Annotated in this window: 19 protein-coding genes; 16 read left to right on the forward strand and 3 right to left on the reverse strand. The window is 46.2% G+C overall.

Translation table 11 applies throughout. The annotated features are described in order from the left end of the window. Window positions 1-92: 92 nt before the first annotated feature. From MDMS009_RS11610 to MDMS009_RS11675, 14 genes are all read left to right on the forward strand, one after another. Window positions 93-299 carry a hypothetical protein gene (locus tag MDMS009_RS11610; RefSeq protein ID WP_008291242.1) on the forward strand — a complete coding sequence of 69 codons (207 nt, stop codon included), beginning with the start codon at window positions 93-95 and terminating at the stop codon, window positions 297-299. A gap of 121 nt (window positions 300-420) precedes the next feature. Further along, window positions 421-1,416 carry a type II secretion system protein gene (locus tag MDMS009_RS11615; protein ID WP_008291655.1) on the forward strand — a complete coding sequence of 332 codons (996 nt, stop codon included), beginning with the start codon at window positions 421-423 and terminating at the stop codon, window positions 1,414-1,416. Window positions 1,417-1,590: 174 nt separating this feature from the next. Next, window positions 1,591-2,427, forward strand: coding sequence for a prepilin-type N-terminal cleavage/methylation domain-containing protein (locus tag MDMS009_RS15880; protein WP_008291522.1), 837 nt, complete (start codon window positions 1,591-1,593; stop codon window positions 2,425-2,427). Window positions 2,428-2,441: 14 nt separating this feature from the next. Next, complete coding sequence (locus MDMS009_RS11625; RefSeq protein ID WP_008291630.1) at window positions 2,442-3,482, forward strand: prepilin-type N-terminal cleavage/methylation domain-containing protein; 1,041 nt, start codon at window positions 2,442-2,444, stop codon at window positions 3,480-3,482. Next, window positions 3,479-5,236, forward strand: a complete 1,758-nt coding sequence (locus MDMS009_RS11630; RefSeq protein WP_008291773.1) for a hypothetical protein — start codon at window positions 3,479-3,481, stop codon at window positions 5,234-5,236. Before MDMS009_RS11625 ends, MDMS009_RS11630 begins: the two co-directional genes overlap by 4 nt. Further along, window positions 5,233-5,889 carry a hypothetical protein gene (locus MDMS009_RS11635; RefSeq protein ID WP_008291766.1) on the forward strand — a complete coding sequence of 219 codons (657 nt, stop codon included), beginning with the start codon at window positions 5,233-5,235 and terminating at the stop codon, window positions 5,887-5,889. Before MDMS009_RS11630 ends, MDMS009_RS11635 begins: the two co-directional genes overlap by 4 nt. Before the next feature lie 9 nt (window positions 5,890-5,898). Next, on the forward strand, window positions 5,899-7,542 hold the full coding sequence (locus MDMS009_RS11640) for a GspE/PulE family protein (protein ID WP_008291418.1): 1,644 nt from the start codon (window positions 5,899-5,901) through the stop codon (window positions 7,540-7,542). A 1-nt stretch (window position 7,543) separates the two neighbouring features. Then, window positions 7,544-8,758, forward strand: a complete 1,215-nt coding sequence (locus MDMS009_RS11645; protein WP_043888238.1) for a type II secretion system F family protein — start codon at window positions 7,544-7,546, stop codon at window positions 8,756-8,758. Window positions 8,759-8,774: 16 nt separating this feature from the next. After that, on the forward strand, window positions 8,775-9,215 hold the full coding sequence (locus MDMS009_RS11650; RefSeq protein WP_008291365.1) for a hypothetical protein: 441 nt from the start codon (window positions 8,775-8,777) through the stop codon (window positions 9,213-9,215). A 5-nt stretch (window positions 9,216-9,220) separates the two neighbouring features. Beyond that, window positions 9,221-11,452, forward strand: a complete 2,232-nt coding sequence (locus tag MDMS009_RS11655; RefSeq protein ID WP_008291578.1) for a DUF3438 family protein — start codon at window positions 9,221-9,223, stop codon at window positions 11,450-11,452. Between the two features lie 6 nt (window positions 11,453-11,458). Beyond that, the gene (locus tag MDMS009_RS11660; RefSeq protein ID WP_008291276.1) at window positions 11,459-12,787 is read left to right on the forward strand and encodes a sensor histidine kinase; all 1,329 of its coding nucleotides are present in this window, start codon (window positions 11,459-11,461) and stop codon (window positions 12,785-12,787) included. After that, window positions 12,780-13,433: a response regulator gene (locus tag MDMS009_RS11665; protein ID WP_036313813.1), complete on the forward strand. Its 654-nt coding sequence runs from the start codon at window positions 12,780-12,782 to the stop codon at window positions 13,431-13,433. Before MDMS009_RS11660 ends, MDMS009_RS11665 begins: the two co-directional genes overlap by 8 nt. 166 nt (window positions 13,434-13,599) lie before the next feature. After that, window positions 13,600-15,285 (forward strand): NAD-dependent malic enzyme, encoded by a 1,686-nt coding sequence (locus MDMS009_RS11670; RefSeq protein WP_008291384.1) that lies wholly within the window; start codon window positions 13,600-13,602, stop codon window positions 15,283-15,285. A 159-nt stretch (window positions 15,286-15,444) separates the two neighbouring features. Then, complete coding sequence (locus tag MDMS009_RS11675) at window positions 15,445-15,999, forward strand: PepSY domain-containing protein (RefSeq protein WP_036313804.1); 555 nt, start codon at window positions 15,445-15,447, stop codon at window positions 15,997-15,999. Between the two features lie 65 nt (window positions 16,000-16,064). On the opposite strand, the gene MDMS009_RS11680 is transcribed toward MDMS009_RS11675, so the two are convergent. The 3 genes from MDMS009_RS11680 to MDMS009_RS11690 all read right to left on the reverse strand — a co-directional run bounded on the left by MDMS009_RS11680 (window position 16,065) and on the right by MDMS009_RS11690 (window position 20,927). Next, window positions 16,065-18,887 (reverse strand): valine--tRNA ligase, encoded by a 2,823-nt coding sequence (locus MDMS009_RS11680; RefSeq protein WP_008291490.1) that lies wholly within the window; start codon window positions 18,885-18,887, stop codon window positions 16,065-16,067. 116 nt (window positions 18,888-19,003) lie between these two features. Then, window positions 19,004-19,450: a DNA polymerase III subunit chi gene (locus MDMS009_RS11685; protein ID WP_237700519.1), complete on the reverse strand. Its 447-nt coding sequence runs from the start codon at window positions 19,448-19,450 to the stop codon at window positions 19,004-19,006. After that, window positions 19,434-20,927: a leucyl aminopeptidase gene (locus MDMS009_RS11690; RefSeq protein ID WP_008291561.1), complete on the reverse strand. Its 1,494-nt coding sequence runs from the start codon at window positions 20,925-20,927 to the stop codon at window positions 19,434-19,436. Before MDMS009_RS11690 ends, MDMS009_RS11685 begins: the two co-directional genes overlap by 17 nt. 144 nt (window positions 20,928-21,071) lie before the next feature. Between MDMS009_RS11690 and lptF the strand changes: the two genes are divergently transcribed. Together lptF and lptG are read left to right on the forward strand one after the other, a co-directional pair. After that, window positions 21,072-22,151 carry an LPS export ABC transporter permease LptF gene (gene lptF, locus MDMS009_RS11695; protein ID WP_052298173.1) on the forward strand — a complete coding sequence of 360 codons (1,080 nt, stop codon included), beginning with the start codon at window positions 21,072-21,074 and terminating at the stop codon, window positions 22,149-22,151. Further along, complete coding sequence (lptG, locus tag MDMS009_RS11700) at window positions 22,148-23,212, forward strand: LPS export ABC transporter permease LptG (RefSeq protein WP_008291581.1); 1,065 nt, start codon at window positions 22,148-22,150, stop codon at window positions 23,210-23,212. The genes lptF and lptG overlap by 4 nt, the downstream gene beginning before the upstream one ends. The last annotated feature ends 34 nt before the right edge of the window (window positions 23,213-23,246 follow it).

The raw sequence follows: 23,246 nt of genomic DNA on the forward strand, positions 1-23,246 counted from the left end.
GTGTTTACAACTTCAGGAATTATTCCTATAGGGAAGCTTTCCTGATTGGCCTAATATCAAGCCTAAGAATTTCAATCGGAGATTATCAGTTCATGAATGCCAAAGTCGACACAGCTCAACAGCCTGCTAAAGCCAAACTGCTGGAACTAGTTGACGACATCCTGGCGCATGATGGTTATGGCGATATTCGTGTTGAGGTTCGTATTCTTAAACGCCGTCAAAAAGAAGTCATTTTGCATTGCGGTAAACAGTACCGCTATGTCATTGACTGTCCGGGTGAGCAGGGAGCAACTTCCTAAAGAGAAGACTTAACCTGAATGATGGCAAAGAGTGTGAGCGGGTCACATCTCAATTTGATTTATTAACTGTTGACCAACAGGCCGCAAGGGGTGGCTGAGGCGCAAACCTGAGAGAGATATAATGAACATACAAGAAATGAAAGCGACAATCAGCAAATTCCGCAGAGCGGATTTGTCTGTGATCAAAGATGAAAAATTGCGTGCTAAAGGCCAGAAGCTGCAAGGTAAAGAAAAAGGTTTCACCCTGCTCGAACTGCTGGTTGTTATCACCCTGATTGCGATTCTGGCAACCGGTGCGTTGATTGCCTATGAAGATGTCGGTGCGTCTGCTGAAGCCGCATCTGCCGGTAATACGGCTGCCACTATCGACCGTGCGATTCGTACTTACCGTGCGGTAGAAAACGTTTACCCAAATCAGTGGGATAATCTACTTGATGCCGATGGCGATCGATTGACTTTTGATTCTTCAGCAATGACCACTTATTTGGCAGCCTGGAACCCATCAACTGTTACAAGTGCTGGTTCTGCAATCATAGATATGATGGAAGAGTCAGGTATTGAAGAGCTACAAGTTGTGAACGCTGGTGGCGAACCAACTGGGGATCAAGCACCAAACCGTTTCCATAATGAAAGTAGTGGTGATGCTGCTGAGGTCGAAATAGAGGATGGTGATTTGCCAACAGCTTTTGCGGTTGTCCCAAACGACAACTGCCAAGGGACAAACGCAGCAGCTGCTATAGGCACATATCCTAACGCTGCTTTCGATACGACTGTGCAAGTGTCAGGTAATAACCTACAAAACCAATATGGTGATGCTTTAGAAGGTGATGAATGTCATGTTCTGATTGCTTTGGGTTTCGGTGGCGATGCTGCAGCATCTACCACTTTCAGTAATGTTGCTATTGCTCAATCACCGACTTACGTTCGTAACACTGGTGATGAAGATACTGAAGTGAATCCAGAAATCCATTACTCACGTTATATTGGTTTGTTCCAAGCGGGTGAGTACAACTTGGATGATGACGCGATGGAATGGAATGATACCCTTCGTTTAATCGCTATCGTATCTACAGACGGTAAAAACATCGACCAACTGGTGTCTGAAGCACAGCAATAATCTCACTTGAGATAAGTGCTAATAAGAGGGGCGGGCTTTGCCCGCCCTTTCTTTATCTCAGAACGTTGCGTCAATAACTTTTATTGCCAGAACGTTTTGTATGAACAGGATGCCATGCAGCGTGTAAAAGGGCCGCTAAATTGAGCGTGAGATAAATCAATCGGGAACAAGTAAATGTGGTTTTTATTGTTTGACCGACCAAACAAAGCTTATTTTTCAAATAATCGTCAGGCCGGTTTTACGCTGGTCGAAATTCTGCTAGTTATCGTTTTGCTGGGTATCGTCAGTATTGCGGCCATCAATGCTTTTAGTGGCAATGAAGATCAGGCGCGGCAGAATGTCACACGATTGGAAATGGCAGAGCTGCAAAAGGCCTTATTACAGTTTCGTCGTGACAATCGTGAGCTGCCCTGCATGGTTTATCGTCAGGGTGATTTCAGTCCAAATACCGTTAACGACGTTAACGCTCATGAAAATTACAACGATTTTACTGTCGGGTTTGATCTTACCCCCCTCCCGGCAGATGCCATCGCGTGGCAGGACTGGTGCCAAGAAAACTACAACAACAGTGCTGGTGAGACCATTGCTTCCAACGCGCTGGTGATGCTTAATCAATTTCCCTACGATATTGCCGAGTTTGATTTTCTGCTTTGGAACGGTAGCACGCAGCAAGGCTGGAATGGCGCATATATCAGCCAAGAAGGGCTGACTGACAGCTGGGGTAATGCGTATATCCTACTGGACCCGGAATTGATCTATGGTGCCCGTTATCGTTGTCTAATTAATAGTGGTGGTGATGACTATGACGCTACCGGTGATTTGTATGAATGCCTGACGCCATCAGATGTCGGGTTTGTTGCAGCTGACCATATCCTGCCAGCCGATACTGCCCGGATTATCAGCCCCGGTCCTGATGGTGAAATTGATCCTGACTACGATGCCAACCCGGTGTCTGGTAATGACCCCTGCATTGCTGAAGGCGATGACCTTATCCTTTGCCTGATGCGCTGATTGAAAGGAATCGCATGCGACATTTCAATCACGTTCATCAAAATGGTTTTACCCTGCTTGAACTGGTTCTGGTTCTGTTTTTGATTGGCCTATTGGCCTCTGCGGGGTTGTTATTTACCGAAGGTCAGCAGGATGAAGCCTACTTTAATGAGACTCAACGCCGGCAGACAATAATCCGTGATGCCATTATTCGAAGCACTGAACGGGTCGTTAACGGACAGCCCGAATTGGCCGGATTTGCTGTCGATAACGGCAGGTTGCCCTATTGTCTGGCAGAGCTTGTAGCATCGCCCTTTGATCTCACTCAGAGTGCCAGCTCTCCCGGCTTTTACACGTCGCCCTGTGATGCATCGCTGGAATTACTGAAGCCCACTGTCACAGCAAGCGGTGTCCGCACAGGCTGGTATGGTCCATATATTCAGATTAATCCAGAGCAAGATGGTGTTCGACGTTTCAGAGATGGTTATCAGAATGGCAACAACCCGACTGATCCCAATTATGGCTGGGTCGTCACTCTAGCTGAATCAGGTACCGAATATTCGGCGCCCATTACTGCTCCGATTAACCCACCTGCAGAAATATTTTATCTCTACAGCGAAGGCTATGATCTCAGCACCACCGCCGACGATTATCCGTCCCTAGGAAATGATGATTTGATTGTGGCAGATGATTGGCTCGCTCCCAGTAGCTTCAACATTCGATTTGTTAATACCTCAGCGGCAAGTGCCATATCAAATCTTGATAACAGTCTTGACTGGACAGTTACGTTGGCAAAAAGCAGTGGTGATCCCAATGCCTATACGAGTGATTTTACTTTTAGCCCCCCGGGTTCAAGTATTCCTGCACGGGGTATATATGAATATACTGTCGCTGTCTCATCCTCAACTGCGTTTTCAGATAAATTACCTGCAGGTTATTACATCGTCAGTACTCGCTGTGACGACAGCACGGCAACATCGCCTGCAAGCTGCCCTGAAATGACAAGCTCACCTTACACGGTAATGGTCCTGCCCAGGCAGCAATTCGGACCAATCCGCTGGAATATTGAACCATGATGAAGTTTAAGCAATTGACCGATAAATTAAGTGCAATACGGCCGAATAACGTCATGATCTGTGAATGGTCAGGCCTGTCGATGCAGGCTGCGGTATTCAACAAGGCGGGCAAAAAGCTCCAGGTTCAGGCGACAGCAAGTTCAGACAGTATCGATCCGGCTGTCGCTTTCAGCCAGATTCTGAGCTCTCTAAGAACCCAAGGCTGGCAGGGAAAGCATGTCATCGTACTGACACCTTCAGTGATGTCTGCCTTGGTTGAACTGCCTGTATCTCCCAAAAAGCCCAAGCCTATCAATCAAATGCATGAGTTGATTCGCTGGGAAGTTGAACCGCTTTTAATGCAACATCAGTTGCAGTGGACGCTGGGACAGTTGATGGAGTCTCATGGCATGCTGTCACCAGAACAGGTACTGGAGATTAATCAGGCGCAGAAACAGCTGAAACAGGAAGCTAATAAAGGCGAACGCAGTCGGCGGTTTGGTGAAGTTGCCTTAGAATTTGGCTATGTGACACGTGAACAGGCGCAGTCACTTTTTGTGGTTCAGGACTGGCTTCGGGGAGAAGATGATGAGGTCCAGTGTGGGTGGTCGGCACAGGGAGAAGTTGATGATGCTCCTGGTGTGTGGAACTGGCTGAGCACAGCGACTCACCAATCTGTTGTCAGTAAGTGGCATGAGCTCTGTCAGGACTACAAGCTACAACTGGAGGGGTTAATGCCGCTGACAGGTAACAGTGTAGCGTTGATAGATCGCGCAGAAAAACATCTTGTCTTACTGGAAACTACCGAGTTCATCACCACTTCCTCCCACCTGAAACGGGATCATATTGTTTCCGTTCAGCATTACGTCAACCGCAGTGCCTCTATGCTGGATGCCTGCCTAGAGGTTTTTCATGCTGAGAATACTCAGCATCCCGGTATAGTGCTGGCTGCGCCCCCAGAGAGCTTGCCCAGTCTTCGCGGTAGTTTGGGCTCAGCACTGGCTAGTGAGCCAGATCTTGTTATGTTCGATGAGAGAGATGGGTTGTCTCCGGGCATGTTTGCAGCTGGACGACTCTTTTTTGGTATGAAAGGGGCTAGAAAAATCAGTTCCGTGAGGCCGGGCGGTCCTTTGCCACCAACCTGGCATCGCACAGAAACACAAGCCGTCGCCTTAGTGGCCGCGATGCTAGTCCTGATCGTTATTTCTGAAGTCACTATGTCGGTCCAATACGCGGCTATCAACAAAGAAAAAACGGAGATCGATGAGCGCGCTGCGGTTCTGGATGCGGCGGTGGATCGCATCAAAAAGCAACGTGGAGCAATTGATAAGCAAAAAGCCGAACTGGAAGAACAAAAAGAAAGCCAACGCCGGATGGAAGCCAGGCTTGAGTTTTTTGGTCAGTCGCTCCCAGAAAGAGCGCTTCTGGTTCAAGCCATTTTGGGTGTGCTGCAGAACAATATCAACAAACAGATTATTGTTAGTCGTGTCGATGAAATGGGCCGCCGTGCTACTGTACAGCCTGCTGCTACGCCGCTCAACAAGCCAGGGATTGTGGAAACCGATAATTTCAATATTGATGCCTGGGCGCTCACAGAGAGTGCAGCTCAGGAGTTTGTGCAGAATATGAAGCTTTCTATTGCTGCATGGGATATGGAAGTGAGAGATATTCAGGTGATAGAAAAAGCCGGCCCGATGAACCTGGCGGGCTACTCGGTCTCATTAAGTTTGGTGCGTGTGATTCCCCAATCTGAAGTTGAGGATAAACAAGCATGAAATTGAAACAGCTCAATAATCGGGAACGCGCTCTTGCCGGCATTATACTGTTGGTCATTGTACTTAGTGGTTATGGTCTTCTGCGTTTTGAGCCTCGACTGGAGAACATACAACGTCTTGAGCAGCAGAAAGAAGCGACACTGAACCGCCTAGCTAAGATGGACATTCCAACTCAACCACAAGAAGGGATAGATGAAATCAAACGGGAGTTGGAGGATCAGCAAAAAGCCCTCGATGCAATTCGCGAGAGTGCCGTGCAGATTGAACAACAGCTGGCTCCGGTCGATTCACAGGAATTGAAGGTTAAGATTTCTGAACTGGCACGTGATAGTGGCATTAGGATTAGAGTTAATGAGGCACTGCGCCCGCAGCCACTCAAAAACAACAACCGGCGTGGAAATGATGACAACGAAATTATTCCACCCGTCACCACGGGTTGGATTACTCGTATGTCTCCCGGCTCGATGTTTCAGCGCCCTCTGCAACGCCTAGAAGTCGATGGCAGCTATCTTGCTTTGAGGCGGTTCATTCATGGTCTCGATGAGCTTCCTTATCAAGTCACGGTAATTCGACTGAATATCGAGAAACTAGAAATATCGCCATTCAGGGGCAGTTCGCAAATGCTTAAGACTGAAATGATTTTAGCGCTTTAAAGGTTCTCCATGGCTGTCAGAGATGAACAACTAATAAGGGCAGGGGTAGAAACGGGACTGATTGAAGAATCGACCCTCGAACAGTTGCGTCTGATTGCTAGAAAAGAACGTGTGCCTTTATTGTCAAAATTACTGGCACATTATCGTTTGCCTGTATCGGCGATGCATCGGGCATTGGCTGAAGATCAAGGTATTCAATTTGTTGACCTGAGTGACACGAAATTGAACGCAGTGCTGACTAAAAAACTGCCATCAAGTCTGATCAACCGCAAGCAAATGCTTGTCATGACTTCGGCAGGTGAAGATATGCTGGTCATCAGTGATCCAACTGATCGGGTATCTATTGATTCTGCACTGCGACTGGTCGGTGATGATCTGCCGGTCACGATGAGTGATCCTGAACGTATCCGTCTGGTTGTAAAAAAAGTTCTAGCCAATACGGCCGTGGCTCAGGCCAGTGAGAGCAGTGCCCCAGAGACGGACTTGGTGGCTGTCTTGGACCAGGTTCTCAGAGACGCCTATCTTAACCGGTCTTCAGATGTACATTTGATGATTGAGGAGGAGGGACTGCGAATCCGTTTCAGGGTTGACGGTAAGTTGACGGATTATCCGCTGGACGCCGATCAGACTGTGGCGGCAGGCTTGATTTCCAGGGTGAAAGTATTGTCAGGCCTGGATATTTCTGAACAGCGGATGCCTCAGGATGGCGGTTTTTCCTATCACCTTGCTGCACCGGTTGATATGGAGTTCAACATCCGTGTAGCCACTGCGCCTACACGACTTGGTGAACGGATCACCATGCGTCTATTAGGCAGTGAGAGTAGTAGTTTGACCCTGACTGATCTCGGCTTTCTGGAAAGTGATCTTGTCGAGTTCAAGCAGGCCATCCGCAAACCTTACGGCATGATTTTGCTCACCGGCCCGACCGGAAGCGGTAAATCGACAACCTTGTGTGCGGCACTGCAAGAAATTAACCATCCTGATATCAATATCATGACGGTCGAAAACCCAATCGAATATGTTATCGATGGGATTTCACAAATACAGACCGGCCCTAAAATCAATTTTGCCGATGCTTTACGTTCTTTGCTTCGACATGACCCGGATGTCCTCATGGTGGGTGAGATTCGTGATTCCGAAACAGCTGATGTTGCGGTTAAAGCGGCGATGACCGGCCACCTCGTATTTTCTACCTTACATACCAACAATGCCGTCAGTGCTGTGACTCGTTTGGTGGATATTGGTTGTGAACCCTTTCTGATTGGTTCCACCATGACAGCGGTGATTGCCCAGCGACTTGTCAGACGACTCTGTCGCCATTGTGCTAAGCCAAGACCAGCTAATGAGGATGAGCGCATATTACTAGGGGTAGAAGACGAGGTTGAAATTTTTGAACCTCAAGGCTGCGCAGTTTGTCAGGGCCAAGGCTTCAGAGGTCGTCTTGGTCTGTTCGAAACCTTATGGTTCAATGAGCGGCTCGCCAGAATGGTGTCAAAAGGCGCTGATGAGGAAACCTTAGAGGCGAATGCAGGTAAAGCACTGAAATTTATGTGGGAAGACGGCTGCGAAAAAGTATTAAGAGGGCTCACCACCCTGGATGAGGTTCGTGATGTTGCCGTGTTTAAACGTCATGACACAGTGGAGGTAAGCTGAGATGCCCATGTTTGCTTATCAGGCACTGAGTCGAACCGGTGAAGAGCTTACAGGGAAACTTCAGGCTGACAATGCCAATGCTGTTGCCCAAGCATTACGTACCGAAGGTCTGCGTGTTCTTGATATCAAAGAAAGGCGCCAGAGTGGTTTTCTGGGTGAAGAAAGTTTCAGAGACTGGTACGCGACCCAGCGTTCCGTTTCCACGGATGCCCTTATTTTCTTTTACAGACAAATGGCCTTCATGCTCAGAGCTGGCCTGCCGTTGGCTGAGTGCCTACAACTTGCAGCAACGCAGGTGAGTAGCCCACGGTTGCACCTGGCATTGAAAAAAATGCATCGCGATATAGAAGCCGGACAATCTCTGTCTTCGGCACTGGGTAAACATCCGGATGTATTTCCTGATATCACCATAAATCTGGTTGTGGCCGGTGAAAGTACCGGTGAACTGGACCTCATTATGGAGCGGTTGGCGGTTCATCTAGAGAAGAAATCGCAACTACGTAAACAAATGATTAATGCCATGATTTATCCAGTGGTTGTGGTACTGGCTGCGCTTGGTGTTGCAGTATTTATGGTTACGATGATCATTCCTAAATTTGCACAGTTTATTCAAGGACGCGGCAAGCGTTTACCAGAGTCCACCCAGGCACTGATCGATGGTGCTGCCTTTCTCAGAGAAAATGGGCTCACTATCATTGGTGTCAGCATTGCTATCATCATCCTCATCTTTATTACCTACAGGACTTATAAAGGTCGCCGCTGGATTGATCGTGTTCTCCTTAGCGTGCCTGTGTTTGGAAAGCTGATCATTTTTGGTTCTATGGCTCAACTGAATTGGGCTTCTTCTATACTGATGCGAAGCGGTATTACCATTTTTGACACATTGAAAATAACGGCAGACCTGATAGCGAACAAGATTTATTCGGACAAGCTAAAGCAGGCGTCTAATAGCGTCATGTCTGGTCGTGATCTTGCCAGTAGTATTCAGCATCCACAGATGCCGTCGCTGGTAACACATATGATCGCTATTGGGGAGAGAACCGGTTCCCTGGATCGAATTCAACAGGAGTTGGGCATTTATTATCAAAACTTACTTGAAATAGGTATCAAACGACTTTCAGCTATGATCGAGCCAGCCATGATTCTGGTGATTGGTGGCATGGTTGGGTTTGTTTACTATGCCTTTTTTCAGGCGTTATTTGCCCTCGCAGGATAATTAGCAGGAAAGCATAATGAAATTTTTTATAAAAATAATGATGGCAAGTTTGCTATTACCTGTCATCACCGTGGTTTCTGCCAATGAACTGTCTCAGGCCAATAGTGCGGATAGAACATTCATCCGTGATCCATTCACGCCCAGTGCCTTGATGTATGAGCAAGCTGGGACGGTGGCCAATATTGATTCTGAGGCGTTTGGTTTTCGGCCTGCTCTCGATGATGTTGATATCAAAATACCCCAGATGCGGCTCAGAGGTTTTGTCACACCTGAAGGGGCACAGGAGCAGTTAGCGCTGTTAGAAATTACGGGGAGTGGGGTTTATATGGTTCGTGAAGGCGATGAGATAAATATCGACCCCAGACAACCTGCCAACGCTATTCGAATTTCTGAGATTTCACGCCTCAGCGTCACGATTGAAACAGGCACTCTGGGCCGGATTCGGGTTTTAAGATGAGATTTATGAAACTAAAAAAAATCAATATTGTTTTATTGCCACTGATGGTTAGCGGATTGGTTTCGGCTGATGTGAAAAATCAGTCGGTTATCAATCAGCCTTATATCGCGGAACAAGTGCAACCGATATCAGCACGCCCAAGAATACCCAGAACAGATCAGACGATACGGATAAAAGAAGTCGAATTTACGGATAGTCGCCTCAGTGATGTGGTTCGAACATTATCTGAATTGAGTCAGCAAAATATTATTGCGACACCGGAAGCAGCTCAAAAGCAAGTTACGATTCATCTTAAAAACGTCACCATTCTGGATGCAGTGAAATCGATCAGTCGCATTAGCGATTTGTGGTATCGGTTTGATGAAGATACGGATACGTATCGCTTAATGACGCGTGAACAATACAGTAAAGACCTGATTGTTCGGGAAAGTGAAAATATTGAGATCTTCCGCTTACTCAATGCCAATGTTTTAATCATTGCCCAAGCCATTGAAGATCTGTTTGGAGAACGCGTTGTGCTTTCATATGGCTTACCTCCAGCATCTAATACTTTTGGTAATGGGTCTAACACGGGGGCAAGTGGATTCTCTGGGTCAAACAATGTAGGCGGTGTTAGAGGCAATAACAGCAGTGTTCGAAGTTCAGGGCGATCAAACCGTTCGAGTGGTAGTAGGAATAGTAGCAACAGGTTTGGTCAGGGCAACTTGCCCCAATCCGGTTCTCAATTAGATGGTGATGAGCTGACGGTTGATCAGATTGAGAGAATTGCTTCAGCTTTGGAACAAACCGGACAGCGAAACGTCAGCCAAGAAGCTCTACAAGAAGCAACGATACAATCTCAGCCTATCTATGTGACGGTGAATAATGAGCATAATATGCTGGTTGTTCGTTCAGATGATAAGTCTGTACTTTCAAACATCAGACAGCTTATCCATTCAATGGATATACCTGTACCTCAAGTAATGTTAGAGATGCGCATACTCAGCGTTATTTTGGGTGAAGATTTTAATTCTATTTTTAACTTTGAGTTACAACCAAGCGGAGGGAATCAGTCTCAACAACCCGCATTGCTAGGCAATAATGCCTTGTTAAATAGTGGGACGTTTGTCTATGAGTTCCTCAACAGTCGACTCAGAGCTAACCTAGAGTTTCTTGAAGAAAATAATCGTGTTCGAGTGCTATCCAACCCAATGATTGTGGCATCCAATCATCGGCAGGCAGAATTGTTTATCGGTGCAGAAACTTTGCTTACAGATGGCTTCGAGTTTTTCCCGGCTATTATTGATAATGGTGTTGTGATTCAGCCTTCCTATGTACAAGCCATTGTTAACCGTGAAGATATTGGTATCACTTTACGTATTACACCTCGAATCAATGGCGATGAGACGGTTGAGTTACTTATTGAACAGGAAAATTCTACAGTAAACCCTGGCGGTGGTTCTGTGCCAATAACAGATGGCAATGGCACAGTACAGAATTTGCCTGTTGATACAGTTGATACAGCACGTCTGACGGGGACTGTCATGGCTAAGGATGGCCTGACAGTGGCAGTTGGTGGCCTTATCAGAACCAGCAAAAATAAGAATGAACGTAAGGTGCCGGTTTTAAGCGAAATTCCTGTGTTGGGTCGTATCTTTCGATCTACCACTGAAAGTGAGCAAGAAACAGAAACTGTACTTCTGATTACTCCACGGGTGATGAATGTACCTGAGGAGAGTGAAAAGTTACGTCAGACGGATAATCGTTTTTATCGTGATTATAATCAGAAACAATCAAGAACAGAGACATTTAAGAACAAATTCATAAATGTTGATGAGGAAGCAGAGGAAAGTACCTATATTCCCCAAGCATTTGAATCCAAAGTGTTTCAGAATATGACGAATTTTGCTGCTCAGACTGTTAGAACGCCTGAGTTACAACGCTCAGAGGCAAGTGCATATGAATCTGTCAGAGTGATTCCGATTGCGGCGGGCTTATTTGATGAGCCGGCAATCAAGACGGTTCCGATTGAAAGTTGGCGGCATCAGAATGTCTACGTCACGGCTGTATCATTGTTCAATCGCTCTGACAAAGTGCTAGAACTCGAAAAAGAAAATATCAATGGTAACTGGCTGACGGTAGCCATGGAGTCAGGTCGACTGGCACCTGTGGGTGATGATGATGCAACGACAATTATCTATCTTGTCTCAGATAAACCATTTGATGATGAAATTACTGCTATTAATGGTTTTAGGTAAAGAGCGATGAGTCTTCGAGGCTTAATCAATGCACGGATTGTGCTGTCTGTTGTATTGATCTTAATTATCGGTGGTGTCATGGCCATCTGGCAAGCCCGACAGTCAGTACAAAAGGAAATTAACTCTTCCTTTAATCTTGCGCTTGAGATGCTCGAACTGAGTTTTAGTTACCCCGATAACCGCATGGTAATTGAAGATCACTGGATGCGGCAGTTAAGTGCCATTCAAAAAACCCGACACATTCATATCAGTTTGGTCAATGATGATGGTTCGGAAAGCGAATGGCTTTCCGGTAATGATTTGTCGGAACAAGAAGAGCCTCCTGTCTGGTTTAAAATGGCTGTGACCAGCGATTACCCCTCTGCCAGTTATGATATCCGTCTTTTAAATGGTTCAACTAAAACGCTTTTAATACGCGCTGATCCAATTGATGAGGTCGCTGAGGCGTGGAGTGAGTCACTGGCATTTTTTTGGTCGATCGTTTTGATGATGATGGTGATTTTTATCGCGATTAATATCGTCTTTCATTCTATGTTGAGAACGGTCCACGCTATTCTCACTGGGCTAAGGCGAGTTGAAAGCGGTGAATATGGCAAGAAGTTACCACGCTTTAAAATCAGCGAATTTGATGCCATTGCAGCGGAAGTGAATAATCTCTCAGAAGCCTTGGATACCGCTCGCCAGAATAATCAGGCATTAGCCAGACACACCATGCATATTCAGGAAAATGAACGTCAGACTATGTCGCGAGAATTACATGATGAAATGGGGCAGTCATTGACCGCGGTTAAAGCAATGGCGGTGGCAACGAAGCAACCACAAGCTAAAATTAACGAAATTTCTGACTCGATTATTGGTATCTGTAATCACTTGTCCGTCGTTGTCAGATCGATGATGCGAACGTTACATCCCTTGAGTCTGGCGGACCTTGGTCTTGCTGCGACATTAACTGATTTGGTTAGTGAGTGGCAGCGTCGTCATCCGACACTCAAAATTGAGTTAAATTACGACGAGGCGGTCGATTGGCTTAATGAGGAAGTGGCTATTCATGTTTATCGTGTGGTGCAGGAGTGTCTGACTAATGTAGTACGTCACTCCGAAGCAACACAGGCTATGGTTGTGGTTAGACGACATCTTATAAAAGGCCGGAATCAAGTTGTTATTCGTGTGGAAGATAATGGCATCGGTGGCTCAACAGAAGGCGAAGGGTTTGGTGTCTTAGGTATGCGCGAACGGGTAGAAAGCATGGGTGGTCAGTTTGTATTTGAGTCTAATGGTAACCTGGGTGTAAGAGTAAGGGCTTGGATGCCTTTTATTGAGAGAGTGAATGATTGATAACAAAATAAGTGTTCTTCTGGTGGATGACCATGAAGTTGTCCGCGCGGGTTTCAGAATGTTGCTGTCTACGCAGGCGTTTATTGGTGACATTATGGACGTGAATCGAGGAGAGCTTGTTGGCCAGGAATATGAACGACTGCAACCTGATGTGGTGGTGATGGATTTATCCATGCCGGGTATTGGTGGGTTAGAGACTATTCGCAGACTTCACAGGCAAGATGCTGATGCAGTAGTGCTGGTTTACAGTATTCATGATGAGTCTATTTATGTAGAACGAGCAATGCAGGCAGGTGCGAAAGGGTATGTCAGTAAAAACAGTGCAGCAGAAGTGCTGGCTGAAGCGGTAAAAACGGTTGCCGGTGGCAAGCAATACATTGAGCAGAAGTTGCTACCCGAAAAGGATGATGTTCGTTATGTCGATATTGATCATTATCGCGAGGTAGTAGATTTATTATCACCTCGTGAATTTGATGTTTTTTGTCGCTTAGCGAGAGGAATGACTGCTCATGCAGTGGCGACAGATTTGCACTTAGGCTATAAAACCGTAGCAAACTACAACACTCAAATAAAAAGTAAGCTCAAAGTGAGCACCGCAGCAGAACTCGCCAATATCGCCGTTGTTTTGGGCATTATTAAGCCGTAGTCCGTGGGGATTAAGAATTAGAGTTCACAACACTTAAAGAAAAATAAACCTGATAGCCTGGTTTGAATTTATTCATGCCAGGCTTTTGTTTATAAACCGCTTGAAATGAAGCGGGTACTCAGGTTTATACTGAAGTCAGACGCCCATAGGATTAGGACTGCTGCAGATGAACGCTGATGTTTCACAAGACCCAATTTATATTCCCTTCACTGGTCCAACGTTGACCTCAGTGCCGATACTGAACAAAGGGACGGCTTTTTCTGAACAAGAACGCCATGACTTTAATCTGATCGGACTGATACCACACCGGTTTGAGACAATTGAAGAGCAGGCTGAGCGCGCATACCTTCAGTATTGCAGCTTTGATGAGCCTATTAACAAGCATATCTATCTCCGCACGATTCAAGATACCAACGAAACCCTGTTCTATTATTTACTGCAACAATATTTGGCAGAAATGATGCCTATCATTTATACCCCGACGGTAGGGGAAGCCTGTGAACGGTTTTCTCAAATCTATCGTCGCGCCAGAGGTTTGTTTATTGCTTATCCCGAGCGGCATCATATTGATGAAATTTTGCATAATGCGACAAAGCAACATGTCAAAGTAATCGTAGTGACGGATGGCAGTCGTATTCTCGGCTTAGGTGATCAGGGCGCTGGTGGTATGGGAATCCCGATTGGTAAGCTGTCCCTTTATACCGCCTGTGCTGGCATCAGTCCGGCATATACCTTACCGATTATGTTGGATGTGGGTACAGACAACGAAACGTTACTTAATAACCCGATGTATATGGGTTGGAAACATCCGAGAATTAGCAGTGAAGAATACGATGACTTTATTGAGTTATTTGTTCGCGCGATGGAAAAACGCTGGCCCGGTGTTCTATTACAGTTTGAGGATTTCGAACAACAAAAAGCGCTACCGCTACTTGAGCGCTATCAGGACGAGGTTTGCTGTTTTAATGATGATATTCAAGGTACAGCAGCGGTTTCTGTGGGCTCCCTGATTGCTGCTTGTAAGGTTAAAAACGAGCAATTATCGCAGCAGACTGTGGTCTTTGCCGGTGCGGGTTCAGCAGGCTGTGGCATTGCTGAACAAATGGTTCGCCAAATGTGTGTGGAAGGTTTGACTGAAGCTCAGGCAAGAGCACGTATTTTTATGGTCGATAGACAAGGTTTGCTGACCACCTCAATGACGGGGTTGTATGATTTCCAAAAACGACTGGCTCAAAAGCTACCGACAGGAACTGAGACTCCAGAAACAATCAGTCTTCAGCAGGTTGTAGAGCTGGCAAAGCCGACCGTTTTGATTGGCGTATCGGGGCAAGCAGGGCTGTTTAGTGAAAACGTGGTTAAAACCATGCATGCTTATTGTCACCATCCAATTATATTCCCTTTGAGCAACCCCTCCAAACAGGTAGAGGCATTACCACAGGATCTGATTGAGTGGACACAAGGACAGGCTTTAATTGCAACTGGTAGTCCATTTAAACCGGTGCAGTTTAATGGTCAGGAATATGTTATTTCCCAATGTAATAATAGCTATATTTTCCCGGGAATTGGCCTTGCCGTTGTGGCAGCGGGCATCACACGAGTAACAAATGAAATGATGATGGTCGCGAGTGAGGTACTGGCAGCACATTCGCCATTATTAAACAGTGAGGAGGCTGCTTTGCTACCACCGCTGGAATCAATAACAGCATTAAGCAAAGAAATTGCTTTTTATGTTGCGAAGTCTGCACAAAAAGCGGGATTAGCCATTGAAACGTCTGAGTCAGTATTACGAGCCAATATTGCAGAGCATTTTTGGCAACCACGTTATCGAGATTATCGGCGGCGTAGCGTTTAGGAAAAACTTCCCTGTTTATCATCATTAAGCATTGTTAGCCTATAGGAGAAATTCCTAAATATAACGATGAGTGTTATACTTTGTTCACAAGTTTGATCATTGCTCTTGTGGGTAGAGACTGGTCTTTTTAGATCTCAACTTCTTTAAATGGAGCTTAATATGACAAAACATTTCCTTAAGATTATTCCTGCAACAATCGCTTTAGCCCTGTCTTCAACTGCTTTTGCCGATCATGATAATTACGATCTGGATGATATTCGTAGCTGGGATATTGTCAAAATCGAAACCTGTCTTGATGCAGCGTTAGATACCATTCCTGGTAATGCGCGCAAAGTCGAACTTAAGATGGAAGGTGATGATCCTGTTTATGAATTTGATATTGAAGCTGATGCCGATGGCTCAGTCTATAATGTCGAGTGTAATGCAGAAGAAGGTTTCGTAACAGAAATCGAACGTGAAGTGGCTGCAGATGATGCAACATTCAAAAAGCTGGCTAAAATTTCACAAGCTGAAGCAAAAGAAGTCGCTTTGACTTTCCACCCTGGTGAAGTAGTTTCATCAGAAATGGAGCTGGGCTTTGATGGCGATGCTACCTATGAATTTGATATTCAAAGCATTCACGGTTATGAAGTAAAAGTCGATGTTGATGCCGCTACCGGCGAAATCGAAGAAGCCAATATCGAACTGTACGAAATTGGTATGGAAAAAGAATAAATAGACTTTTTTCACATACATAAAAAAGCCGCTGATTACAGCGGCTTTTTTTATGCTTAAAGTGTCTAGCTGAGAGCTTTTAGCTGTTGCTCAAATTGCTGATAAGCTTGCTGCATTTCAGCCAGTTTATCTTTTTCTTTCGCGACAACTTCTGCTGGCGCTTTAGCCACATAGTTTTCGTTAGCCAGCTTGCCTGAAGACTGCTTGATGACTTTTTCTAATTTCGCCATTTCTTTTGTCAGGCGAGAAATCTCAGCATCTTTATCAATCAAACCTTCCAACGGAATTAAGATTTCCATTTTGCCTACCAATGCAGTTGCTGCTGCAGGTGCATCACCTTTGAGTAGTTCGATCGTTTCAAGATTAGCCAGACGGCTTAAAAATTGTTGGTTATTGTCCAATATTGACTCATCGGCGCTTGAAGCATCTTTGAGTAACACCGGTAATGCTTTTTTCGGTGCGATATTCATTTGCGAGCGAATTGAGCGCACGCCTGTGACGAACTGCATGACCCATTCCATTTCTGTCACCGCGGCTTCATCAATCTTGTTCGCATCGGCAACAGGATAGGGTTGGCGCATTATGGTATTGCCTGATTTACCTGCCAACGGGGCAATCGTTTGCCAGATTTCTTCAGTGATAAATGGCATAAATGGATGCGCCATACGAAGCGTGGCTTCCAAAACACGCACTAAGGTGCGACGCGTACCTCGTTTTGCTGCTTCTGTGGCTGAATCACTGGTAAGGACAGGTTTGGATAGCTCTAGGTACCAATCACAATAATTATTCCAGATAAACTCATAGATACTTTGTGTCGCATGATCAAAACGGTATCCGTCGATGGCTTTGGTGACGTTCTGTTCCGTGGTTTGTAACTGAGAAATAATCCAGCGGTCAGCCAAACTTAATTCGACATCGTCATTCTCAACACCCGTATCTTGACCTTCGGTATTCATCAACACGTAACGGGCTGCATTCCATAATTTGTTACAGAAATTACGGTAACCGGCGATACGGTTCATATCAAAGTTGATATCACGGCCGGTGGAAGCCAATGAGGCAAAGGTAAAGCGCAATGCGTCAGTACCATGAGGCTCAATGCCTTCCGGGAATTCTTTGCGTGTCGCTTTTTCAATTTTCTCTGCGAGCTGCGGCCGCATCATGCCCGAGGTGCGTTTCTGAACTAGTGTTTCCAGATCGATACCATCAATAATATCGATAGGATCAAGCACGTTGCCTTTAGATTTAGACATCTTATGGCCGTGCGAATCACGCACCAGACCATGAATGTAGACTTCTTTAAAGGGCACATCATCGAGGAAATGGATGCCCATCATCATCATTCTGGCGACCCAGAAAAAGATGATGTCAAAACCGGTCACCAGTACATTACCGGGATACCAGGTTTTAACGGCATCGTCCTGTTTAGGCCAACCTAGGGTTGAGAACGGCCACAGTGCAGAAGAGAACCAGGTATCTAATACGTCCTCATCCTGTGTAAGTTTCAGATCGGCAGCTAGACTGTGTTCAGCTCGAACGCTTTCTTCATCATGACCGACATAGACATTGCCTTGTTCGTCGTACCAGGCTGGAATGCGATGTCCCCACCAGAGTTGGCGCGATATACACCAGTCTTGGATGTCTCGCATCCAGCTAAAATACATGTTTTCGTATGATTTGGGGACAAATTGGACCTTACCGGTTTCAACTGCTTCAATTGCCGGTTTGGCCAACGTTTTGGCATCAACGTACCACTGGTCGGTCAGCATAGGCTCGATGACTACACCACCACGATCGCCATAAGGTACGGTCAGCTCATGATCTTTGATTTCTTGTAATAAACTAGCCGCGTCAAAATCAGCGACGATGGCCTTACGGGCAGCAAAGCGCTCCAAGCCACGGTAGGCTTCTGGAATTGTAGCTTTAATATCCGTATTGCTACTGCCATCAGTGTTAAATACCTGTGGCAGGTCACGGACGTCGCCATTCAGGGTAAAGATATTAATCATCGGCAGGCCACAACGTTTACCGACTTCATAGTCGTTAAAGTCATGTGCAGGGGTTACTTTGACCGCACCCGTGCCTTTTTCCATATCTGCGTGTTCATCAGCGACGATAGGGATACGGCGATCCACCAAGGGTAGAAGAATCTCTTTACCAATCAGGTTTTTATAACGTGGATCTTCTGGGTTAACTGCCACACCGGTATCACCCAGCATGGTTTCTGGTCGGGTGGTAGCCACCACAATGAAGTCCTTGCCTTCACTGGTAGTGAGTCCGTCTGCCAGTGGGTAACGCAAGTGCCACATATGACCTTTCTGGTCACGGTTTTCCACTTCCAGATCAGAAATGGCTGTGTGTAGTTTGGGGTCCCAGTTAACCAGACGCTTGCCGCGATAAATCAGGCCTTCTTTATGCAGTTTAACGAACACATGTTTAACGGCTTCTGAAAGGTCGTCATCCATGGTGAAGCGGTTACGTGACCAGTCCAGTGAGGAACCAAGACGGCGCAACTGGCGGGTGATATTACCGCCGGACTCTTCTTTCCATTTCCAGATGCGTTTGGTGAAATCTTCACGGCCCACCTCGTGACGCGTTTTGCCTTCGGCATTGACCTGACGCTCTACTACCATCTGTGTAGCGATACCGGCATGATCAGTGCCCGGTTGCCACAGGGTATTGTCGCCCTTCATCCGATGGTAGCGGGTGAGGGTATCCATAATGGTGTTATTGAAACCGTGCCCCATGTGTAAACTACCGGTGACATTTGGAGGCGGTAGCATGATGGAGTAGGGCGTGCCTTCACCTGACGGTTGGAACTCACCATCCTGTTCCCATTTCTGGTACCAACGTTGTTCAATTGCGTCTGGGCTGTATGTTTTTTCCATGGAAATCTTTTTTAGGTCAAAGTCGTCTAAACAAGCAGGGCATTATACCTGTTGCGGTCCATCCTGTTCAGTGCAAAGGGAAATTAGTTTTTAACAATAACGTTGAGCGGAATGCCTTAGACGTGGAACGTATCGAGCTCGTAACCGCGTTGCTTATAAAACTGAAAGCGCTGACGCCCCGCCTGCTTTACATCATCGTTATCATCAATGACTTCGGCCACGCGATCGAATTGACTGAAAAAAAGTGGCTGTTGTTCGGTAAGGTTGATTAAGACATCCATCAACCGTGGTGGGGTACTATCCTTATGTCCGATTAACACGGGACTTTGATTGTCGGCATCCGTGTTGATAACTTCATGAGGTACGAAGCTCTCAGGACGAATTGCCCATAACGCTTCATCAAGCGCTGCACTTTGCTCGGCGTTATCGGTATGGATATATACCTGATGCCCTTGATGATAAGCCTTTTCAGCTAAACGGCAGGCGAATGCCTGCCGTTTCTCAAACTGTGTCGATTTCAGTATGTAAAAACTGACTCGGGTCATATCAGCTGTTGGCTTCAATGCGGTTAAGCAGATATTGCACTAATAACGGCACTGGTCTTCCGGTTGCGCCTTTAGCTTTGCCACTGTTCCATGCGGTGCCGGCAATATCCAGATGTGCCCAGGTGAATTTTTCAGTAAACCGTGAAAGAAAACACGCAGCAGTAACACTACCGGCTTCTTTGCCGCCAACATTAGCGATATCAGCAAAGTTGCTATCGAGCTGTTGTTGGTAGTCATCCCAGATGGGTAACTGCCAAGTACGATCGTAGCTATCATTACCGGCTTTGATTAAATCGTCAGCCAGTGTTTGATCGTTTGCCATCACGCCCGTGGTAACACTACCCAGAGCGACAATGATGGCACCGGTTAAGGTGGCTATATCAATCACAATGTCAGGGTTGAAACGTTCACTGTAGGTCAAAGCATCACACAGGATCAGGCGACCTTCAGCATCCGTGTTGAGAATTTCGATGGTTTTACCGGCCATGCTGGTAACGACATCACCTGGTTTGTTGGCATCACCATCAGGTAGATTTTCCGAGCTAGGTACCACGCCAACCACATTGATCGGCAGGCCCAATTCAGCAATGGTCTGGATCGTACCTAAAACACTGGCCGAACCACACATATCGTATTTCATTTCATCCATGCCTTGAGATGGCTTGAGTGAAATACCACCGGCATCAAATGTTAGGCCTTTACCGACTAAAACAACAGGACGAGCATCACCGGCACCGTTATATTCCATAGTGATAAGTTTTGCGGGTTGGCGACTGCCTCGAGAAACAGACAAAAATGAGCCCATGCCCAGTTCTTCCATGTCCGCTTCTTCTAATACGGTGGTTTTTACCGAATCGAACTGCTGTCCGAGTTTGACCGCTTGTTCTGCCAAATATGTAGGTGTGCAGATGTTACCCGGCAAATTGCCCAGTTCTTTTGCTAGGTTCATACCTTTACCAATGGCTGAACCCTGAGCCAAAGCTTGTCCAAATGCAGCGGTATCAGCATCATCCGCTGCGAAGCTGAGTTGTTGCAGTGGTTTTTCAAGCGGTTTGTTGTCGCTTTTGGTTTGTGTGTATTTATAAAGCGCTGACTCAGTGTTGCAGGCTGTTTGGCGTACTTTCCAAGCGGCGTTACGGTTTGAGAGCTCGACTTCGGCAAAGGTGCAAACAACAGATTGCGCGCCACTGTCATTCAGCACTTGCGCCATCGTTGTGGTAGCGGCATTAAAATCATTCTCTGTCGTCTTGCCTTTTTTACCAAACCCAACCAACAGAAGGCGAGTTGCTTTTATGCCGCTCGGGTGATGAATGAATAGCGTTTGTCCACGCTTACCAGTCATATCGCCGCTATCGATAACTCGCTGAACCGCGCCTTGACTGTCTTCATCAAGTTGAGCAGCAGACGGACTAAGCTCTCCGCCATCGTAGATTGCGACAGCAAGGCAATCAGTCTCTAGGCTCGCCAGAGCATCTGTTGTGACAAAATACTGCATGGATTTCTCCTGTATGGATAATTTGGTTTAGACTTGTTCTTTTTAGTGTGTCAGAAATAACTGCTTTATTCTAACCAAGACTCTTCATTGATGCGCAACGTTTCTAATTTGTTTTCCTCCTGGCTGGCAGTTGTTGACCGCTACATGCTTAAGGAGTTCATTGTTAACCTCTTCGCTGTAACAGGCGTTTTGTGGTTGATCTATATTTCGACACGGTTTGCGCGTTACCTTGCTGATGCGGCTGTCGGTAATATGCCCGCAGACGTTATTTTCAGTTTGTTGGGCTTAAGCTCTTTAGGCGCATTATCCATACTTCTTCCCATTGGTGCTTTTTTGGCGGTCATGCTGACATTGGGACGAATGAGTTCTGATAACGAACTGACGGTGATGGCAGCCTGTGGGATCTCCACGTCACGTGTAATGCGAAATGTCATGCTGTTTTCAGGCACGATTGCGCTGATGGTTGCTGTGCTGTCGTTATTTGTTGTACCAGACGTTATGTCGGATCGCTATGAGTTGCAGACAAGGGCCAAGATGTCGGCAAATACAACAGGCCTGATTGCCGGCAGTTTCAAAGAAAGCGGGGACGGTGACTGGACGTTTTATTCAGAAGGCCTGAGTGCAAATAAGCAGTTTATGGAAAATGTCTTTATTGAAATTGAGGGTAAAGATAAGCCATTGATTTTCCGTTCAGAAACCGGGCATTTTGAAATTGATGCGGTGACAGGCAATAAGTTTTTGGTGTTGGAAAAAGGCTATCGCTACGAAGGTAATGCAGGTGATCAAGACTTTACCATTGCGCAATTTGCTTCACACAGCTTGTTAGTTGAAAAAGGTGATGCCGGTGAGGTAAGAGAGCGTCATAAAGCCATGCCGACAGGCGAATTATTAGAACGTGGTTCGGCACGAGATATTGCCGAGGTGCAGTGGCGGACATCGGCGGCATTAATGACTTTACTGTTATGTCTAATGGCGATGCCACTGGCAAATGCAGGGCCGCGGCAGGGGCGTTATGCAGGGTTTGTCCCCGCCGTCCTGCTCTATATTGTCTACAGTAACCTGCTTGGGGTTAACCGTGCTTGGGTAGCGAAAGGCGATTTGCCGACTTGGTTTGGCGGCATCTGGGTACATGTACTGATGCTGGGAGTCTTGTTGATCTTGCTTAATCGTCAAAAATTACGGCGTCTGATATCACAATACAAATATAGACTCAGCAACAAATGAAAATTCTTCAACGCTACATTGCTAAAAACATCATTGCCAGCACCTTATTGGTGTTGCTGGTTTTGCTTGGTTTGTACACGTTTATGGACTTCATCACTGAGCTTGATGATTTGGGTAAAGGTAATTATCAGATTCTAGATATTCTCAGCTATCTCGCTCTGACTATGCCCAAGCGAATCTATGAGTTGCTGCCCGTCGCTGCTTTGATGGGCAGTGTGATTGGCTTAGGTAATTTGGCCAGTCAAAGTGAACTGGTCGCCATGCGTGCAGCAGGTGTGTCGATTAAAGACATTAATAAAGCGGTATTGATCGTCGCCGGTTTATTAGTGGTTGTGGCGTTAGTAATGGGGGAAGTTTTTAGACCTATTGCTGAGCAAAAAGCACGTCAAATGCAGTCTGTTTCACAAACCGGGACGGTTGGCTCTCGCTCGGAATATGGGTTTTGGACGCGAGATGGTAATCACTTTAATCATATTGAGCGCATTAACGCCGATGGCAGCTTTTCTAACGTTGCGATTTATGAGTTTGATGACAAGCACCGCTTGCGCATTCTGACGCAGGCAGTTGCAGCCGAGTATCAGCAAGATAGCTGGATTCTCTCAGATGTCGTACAGAGTACGATAGATGAAAAGGGCGTAGAGGTAAGCTCTGTGGCTCATGCGCGTTGGAAGTCACAATTGAACCCGGGCATGGTGAATATCGTTGTTGTGCCGCCTGAGTTTTTACCGGTCTGGGACTTATTGGAGTATGTGCAATACCTCAAAAGAAACCATCAATCCGTTGCTCAGTACGAGCTTGCTTTTTGGAGCAAAATGATGATGCCGTTAAGTACGGCAGTGATGGTTTTATTAGCTGTGCCTTTTGTTTTTGGCCCTTTACGCAGCACGCCGATAGGTGGTCGAGTTTTAGCTGGGACATTACTGGGAATAGGGTTTCATCTATTCAATCAGAGTTTCCAGCATATGGGCTTGGTATTTGGTTTGTTACCTTGGCTGGCTTCGGCGTTTCCAACTATGGTCTTTGCCGGTTTAGCTTGGCTGATGAATAGTCGGGTGAGATAGATAAAAAAATAGCGCTATAAAAGCGCTATTTAGT

The sequence above is a fragment of the Methylophaga thiooxydans DMS010 genome (assembly GCF_000156355.1).
Classification (GTDB): Bacteria; Pseudomonadota; Gammaproteobacteria; order Nitrosococcales; family Methylophagaceae; genus Methylophaga; species Methylophaga thiooxydans.

What these genes read in the sequence shown, in the direction of transcription:
- MDMS009_RS11610 (WP_008291242.1), top strand. Translation starts at nt 93, where the DNA reads ATGAATGCCAAAGTCGACACAGCTCAACAGCCTGCTAAAGCCAAACTG.
- MDMS009_RS11615 (WP_008291655.1), top strand. Translation starts at nt 421, where the DNA reads ATGAACATACAAGAAATGAAAGCGACAATCAGCAAATTCCGCAGAGCG.
- MDMS009_RS15880 (WP_008291522.1), top strand. Translation starts at nt 1,591, where the DNA reads ATGTGGTTTTTATTGTTTGACCGACCAAACAAAGCTTATTTTTCAAAT.
- MDMS009_RS11625 (WP_008291630.1), top strand. Translation starts at nt 2,442, where the DNA reads ATGCGACATTTCAATCACGTTCATCAAAATGGTTTTACCCTGCTTGAA.
- MDMS009_RS11630 (WP_008291773.1), top strand. Translation starts at nt 3,479, where the DNA reads ATGATGAAGTTTAAGCAATTGACCGATAAATTAAGTGCAATACGGCCG.
- MDMS009_RS11635 (WP_008291766.1), top strand. Translation starts at nt 5,233, where the DNA reads ATGAAATTGAAACAGCTCAATAATCGGGAACGCGCTCTTGCCGGCATT.
- MDMS009_RS11640 (WP_008291418.1), top strand. Translation starts at nt 5,899, where the DNA reads ATGGCTGTCAGAGATGAACAACTAATAAGGGCAGGGGTAGAAACGGGA.
- MDMS009_RS11645 (WP_043888238.1), top strand. Translation starts at nt 7,544, where the DNA reads ATGCCCATGTTTGCTTATCAGGCACTGAGTCGAACCGGTGAAGAGCTT.
- MDMS009_RS11650 (WP_008291365.1), top strand. Translation starts at nt 8,775, where the DNA reads ATGAAATTTTTTATAAAAATAATGATGGCAAGTTTGCTATTACCTGTC.
- MDMS009_RS11655 (WP_008291578.1), top strand. Translation starts at nt 9,221, where the DNA reads ATGAAACTAAAAAAAATCAATATTGTTTTATTGCCACTGATGGTTAGC.
- MDMS009_RS11660 (WP_008291276.1), top strand. Translation starts at nt 11,459, where the DNA reads ATGAGTCTTCGAGGCTTAATCAATGCACGGATTGTGCTGTCTGTTGTA.
- MDMS009_RS11665 (WP_036313813.1), top strand. Translation starts at nt 12,780, where the DNA reads ATGATTGATAACAAAATAAGTGTTCTTCTGGTGGATGACCATGAAGTT.
- MDMS009_RS11670 (WP_008291384.1), top strand. Translation starts at nt 13,600, where the DNA reads ATGAACGCTGATGTTTCACAAGACCCAATTTATATTCCCTTCACTGGT.
- MDMS009_RS11675 (WP_036313804.1), top strand. Translation starts at nt 15,445, where the DNA reads ATGACAAAACATTTCCTTAAGATTATTCCTGCAACAATCGCTTTAGCC.
- MDMS009_RS11680 (WP_008291490.1), bottom strand. Translation starts at nt 18,887, where the DNA reads ATGGAAAAAACATACAGCCCAGACGCAATTGAACAACGTTGGTACCAG.
- MDMS009_RS11690 (WP_008291561.1), bottom strand. Translation starts at nt 20,927, where the DNA reads ATGCAGTATTTTGTCACAACAGATGCTCTGGCGAGCCTAGAGACTGAT.
- lptF (WP_052298173.1), top strand. Translation starts at nt 21,072, where the DNA reads ATGCTTAAGGAGTTCATTGTTAACCTCTTCGCTGTAACAGGCGTTTTG.
- lptG (WP_008291581.1), top strand. Translation starts at nt 22,148, where the DNA reads ATGAAAATTCTTCAACGCTACATTGCTAAAAACATCATTGCCAGCACC.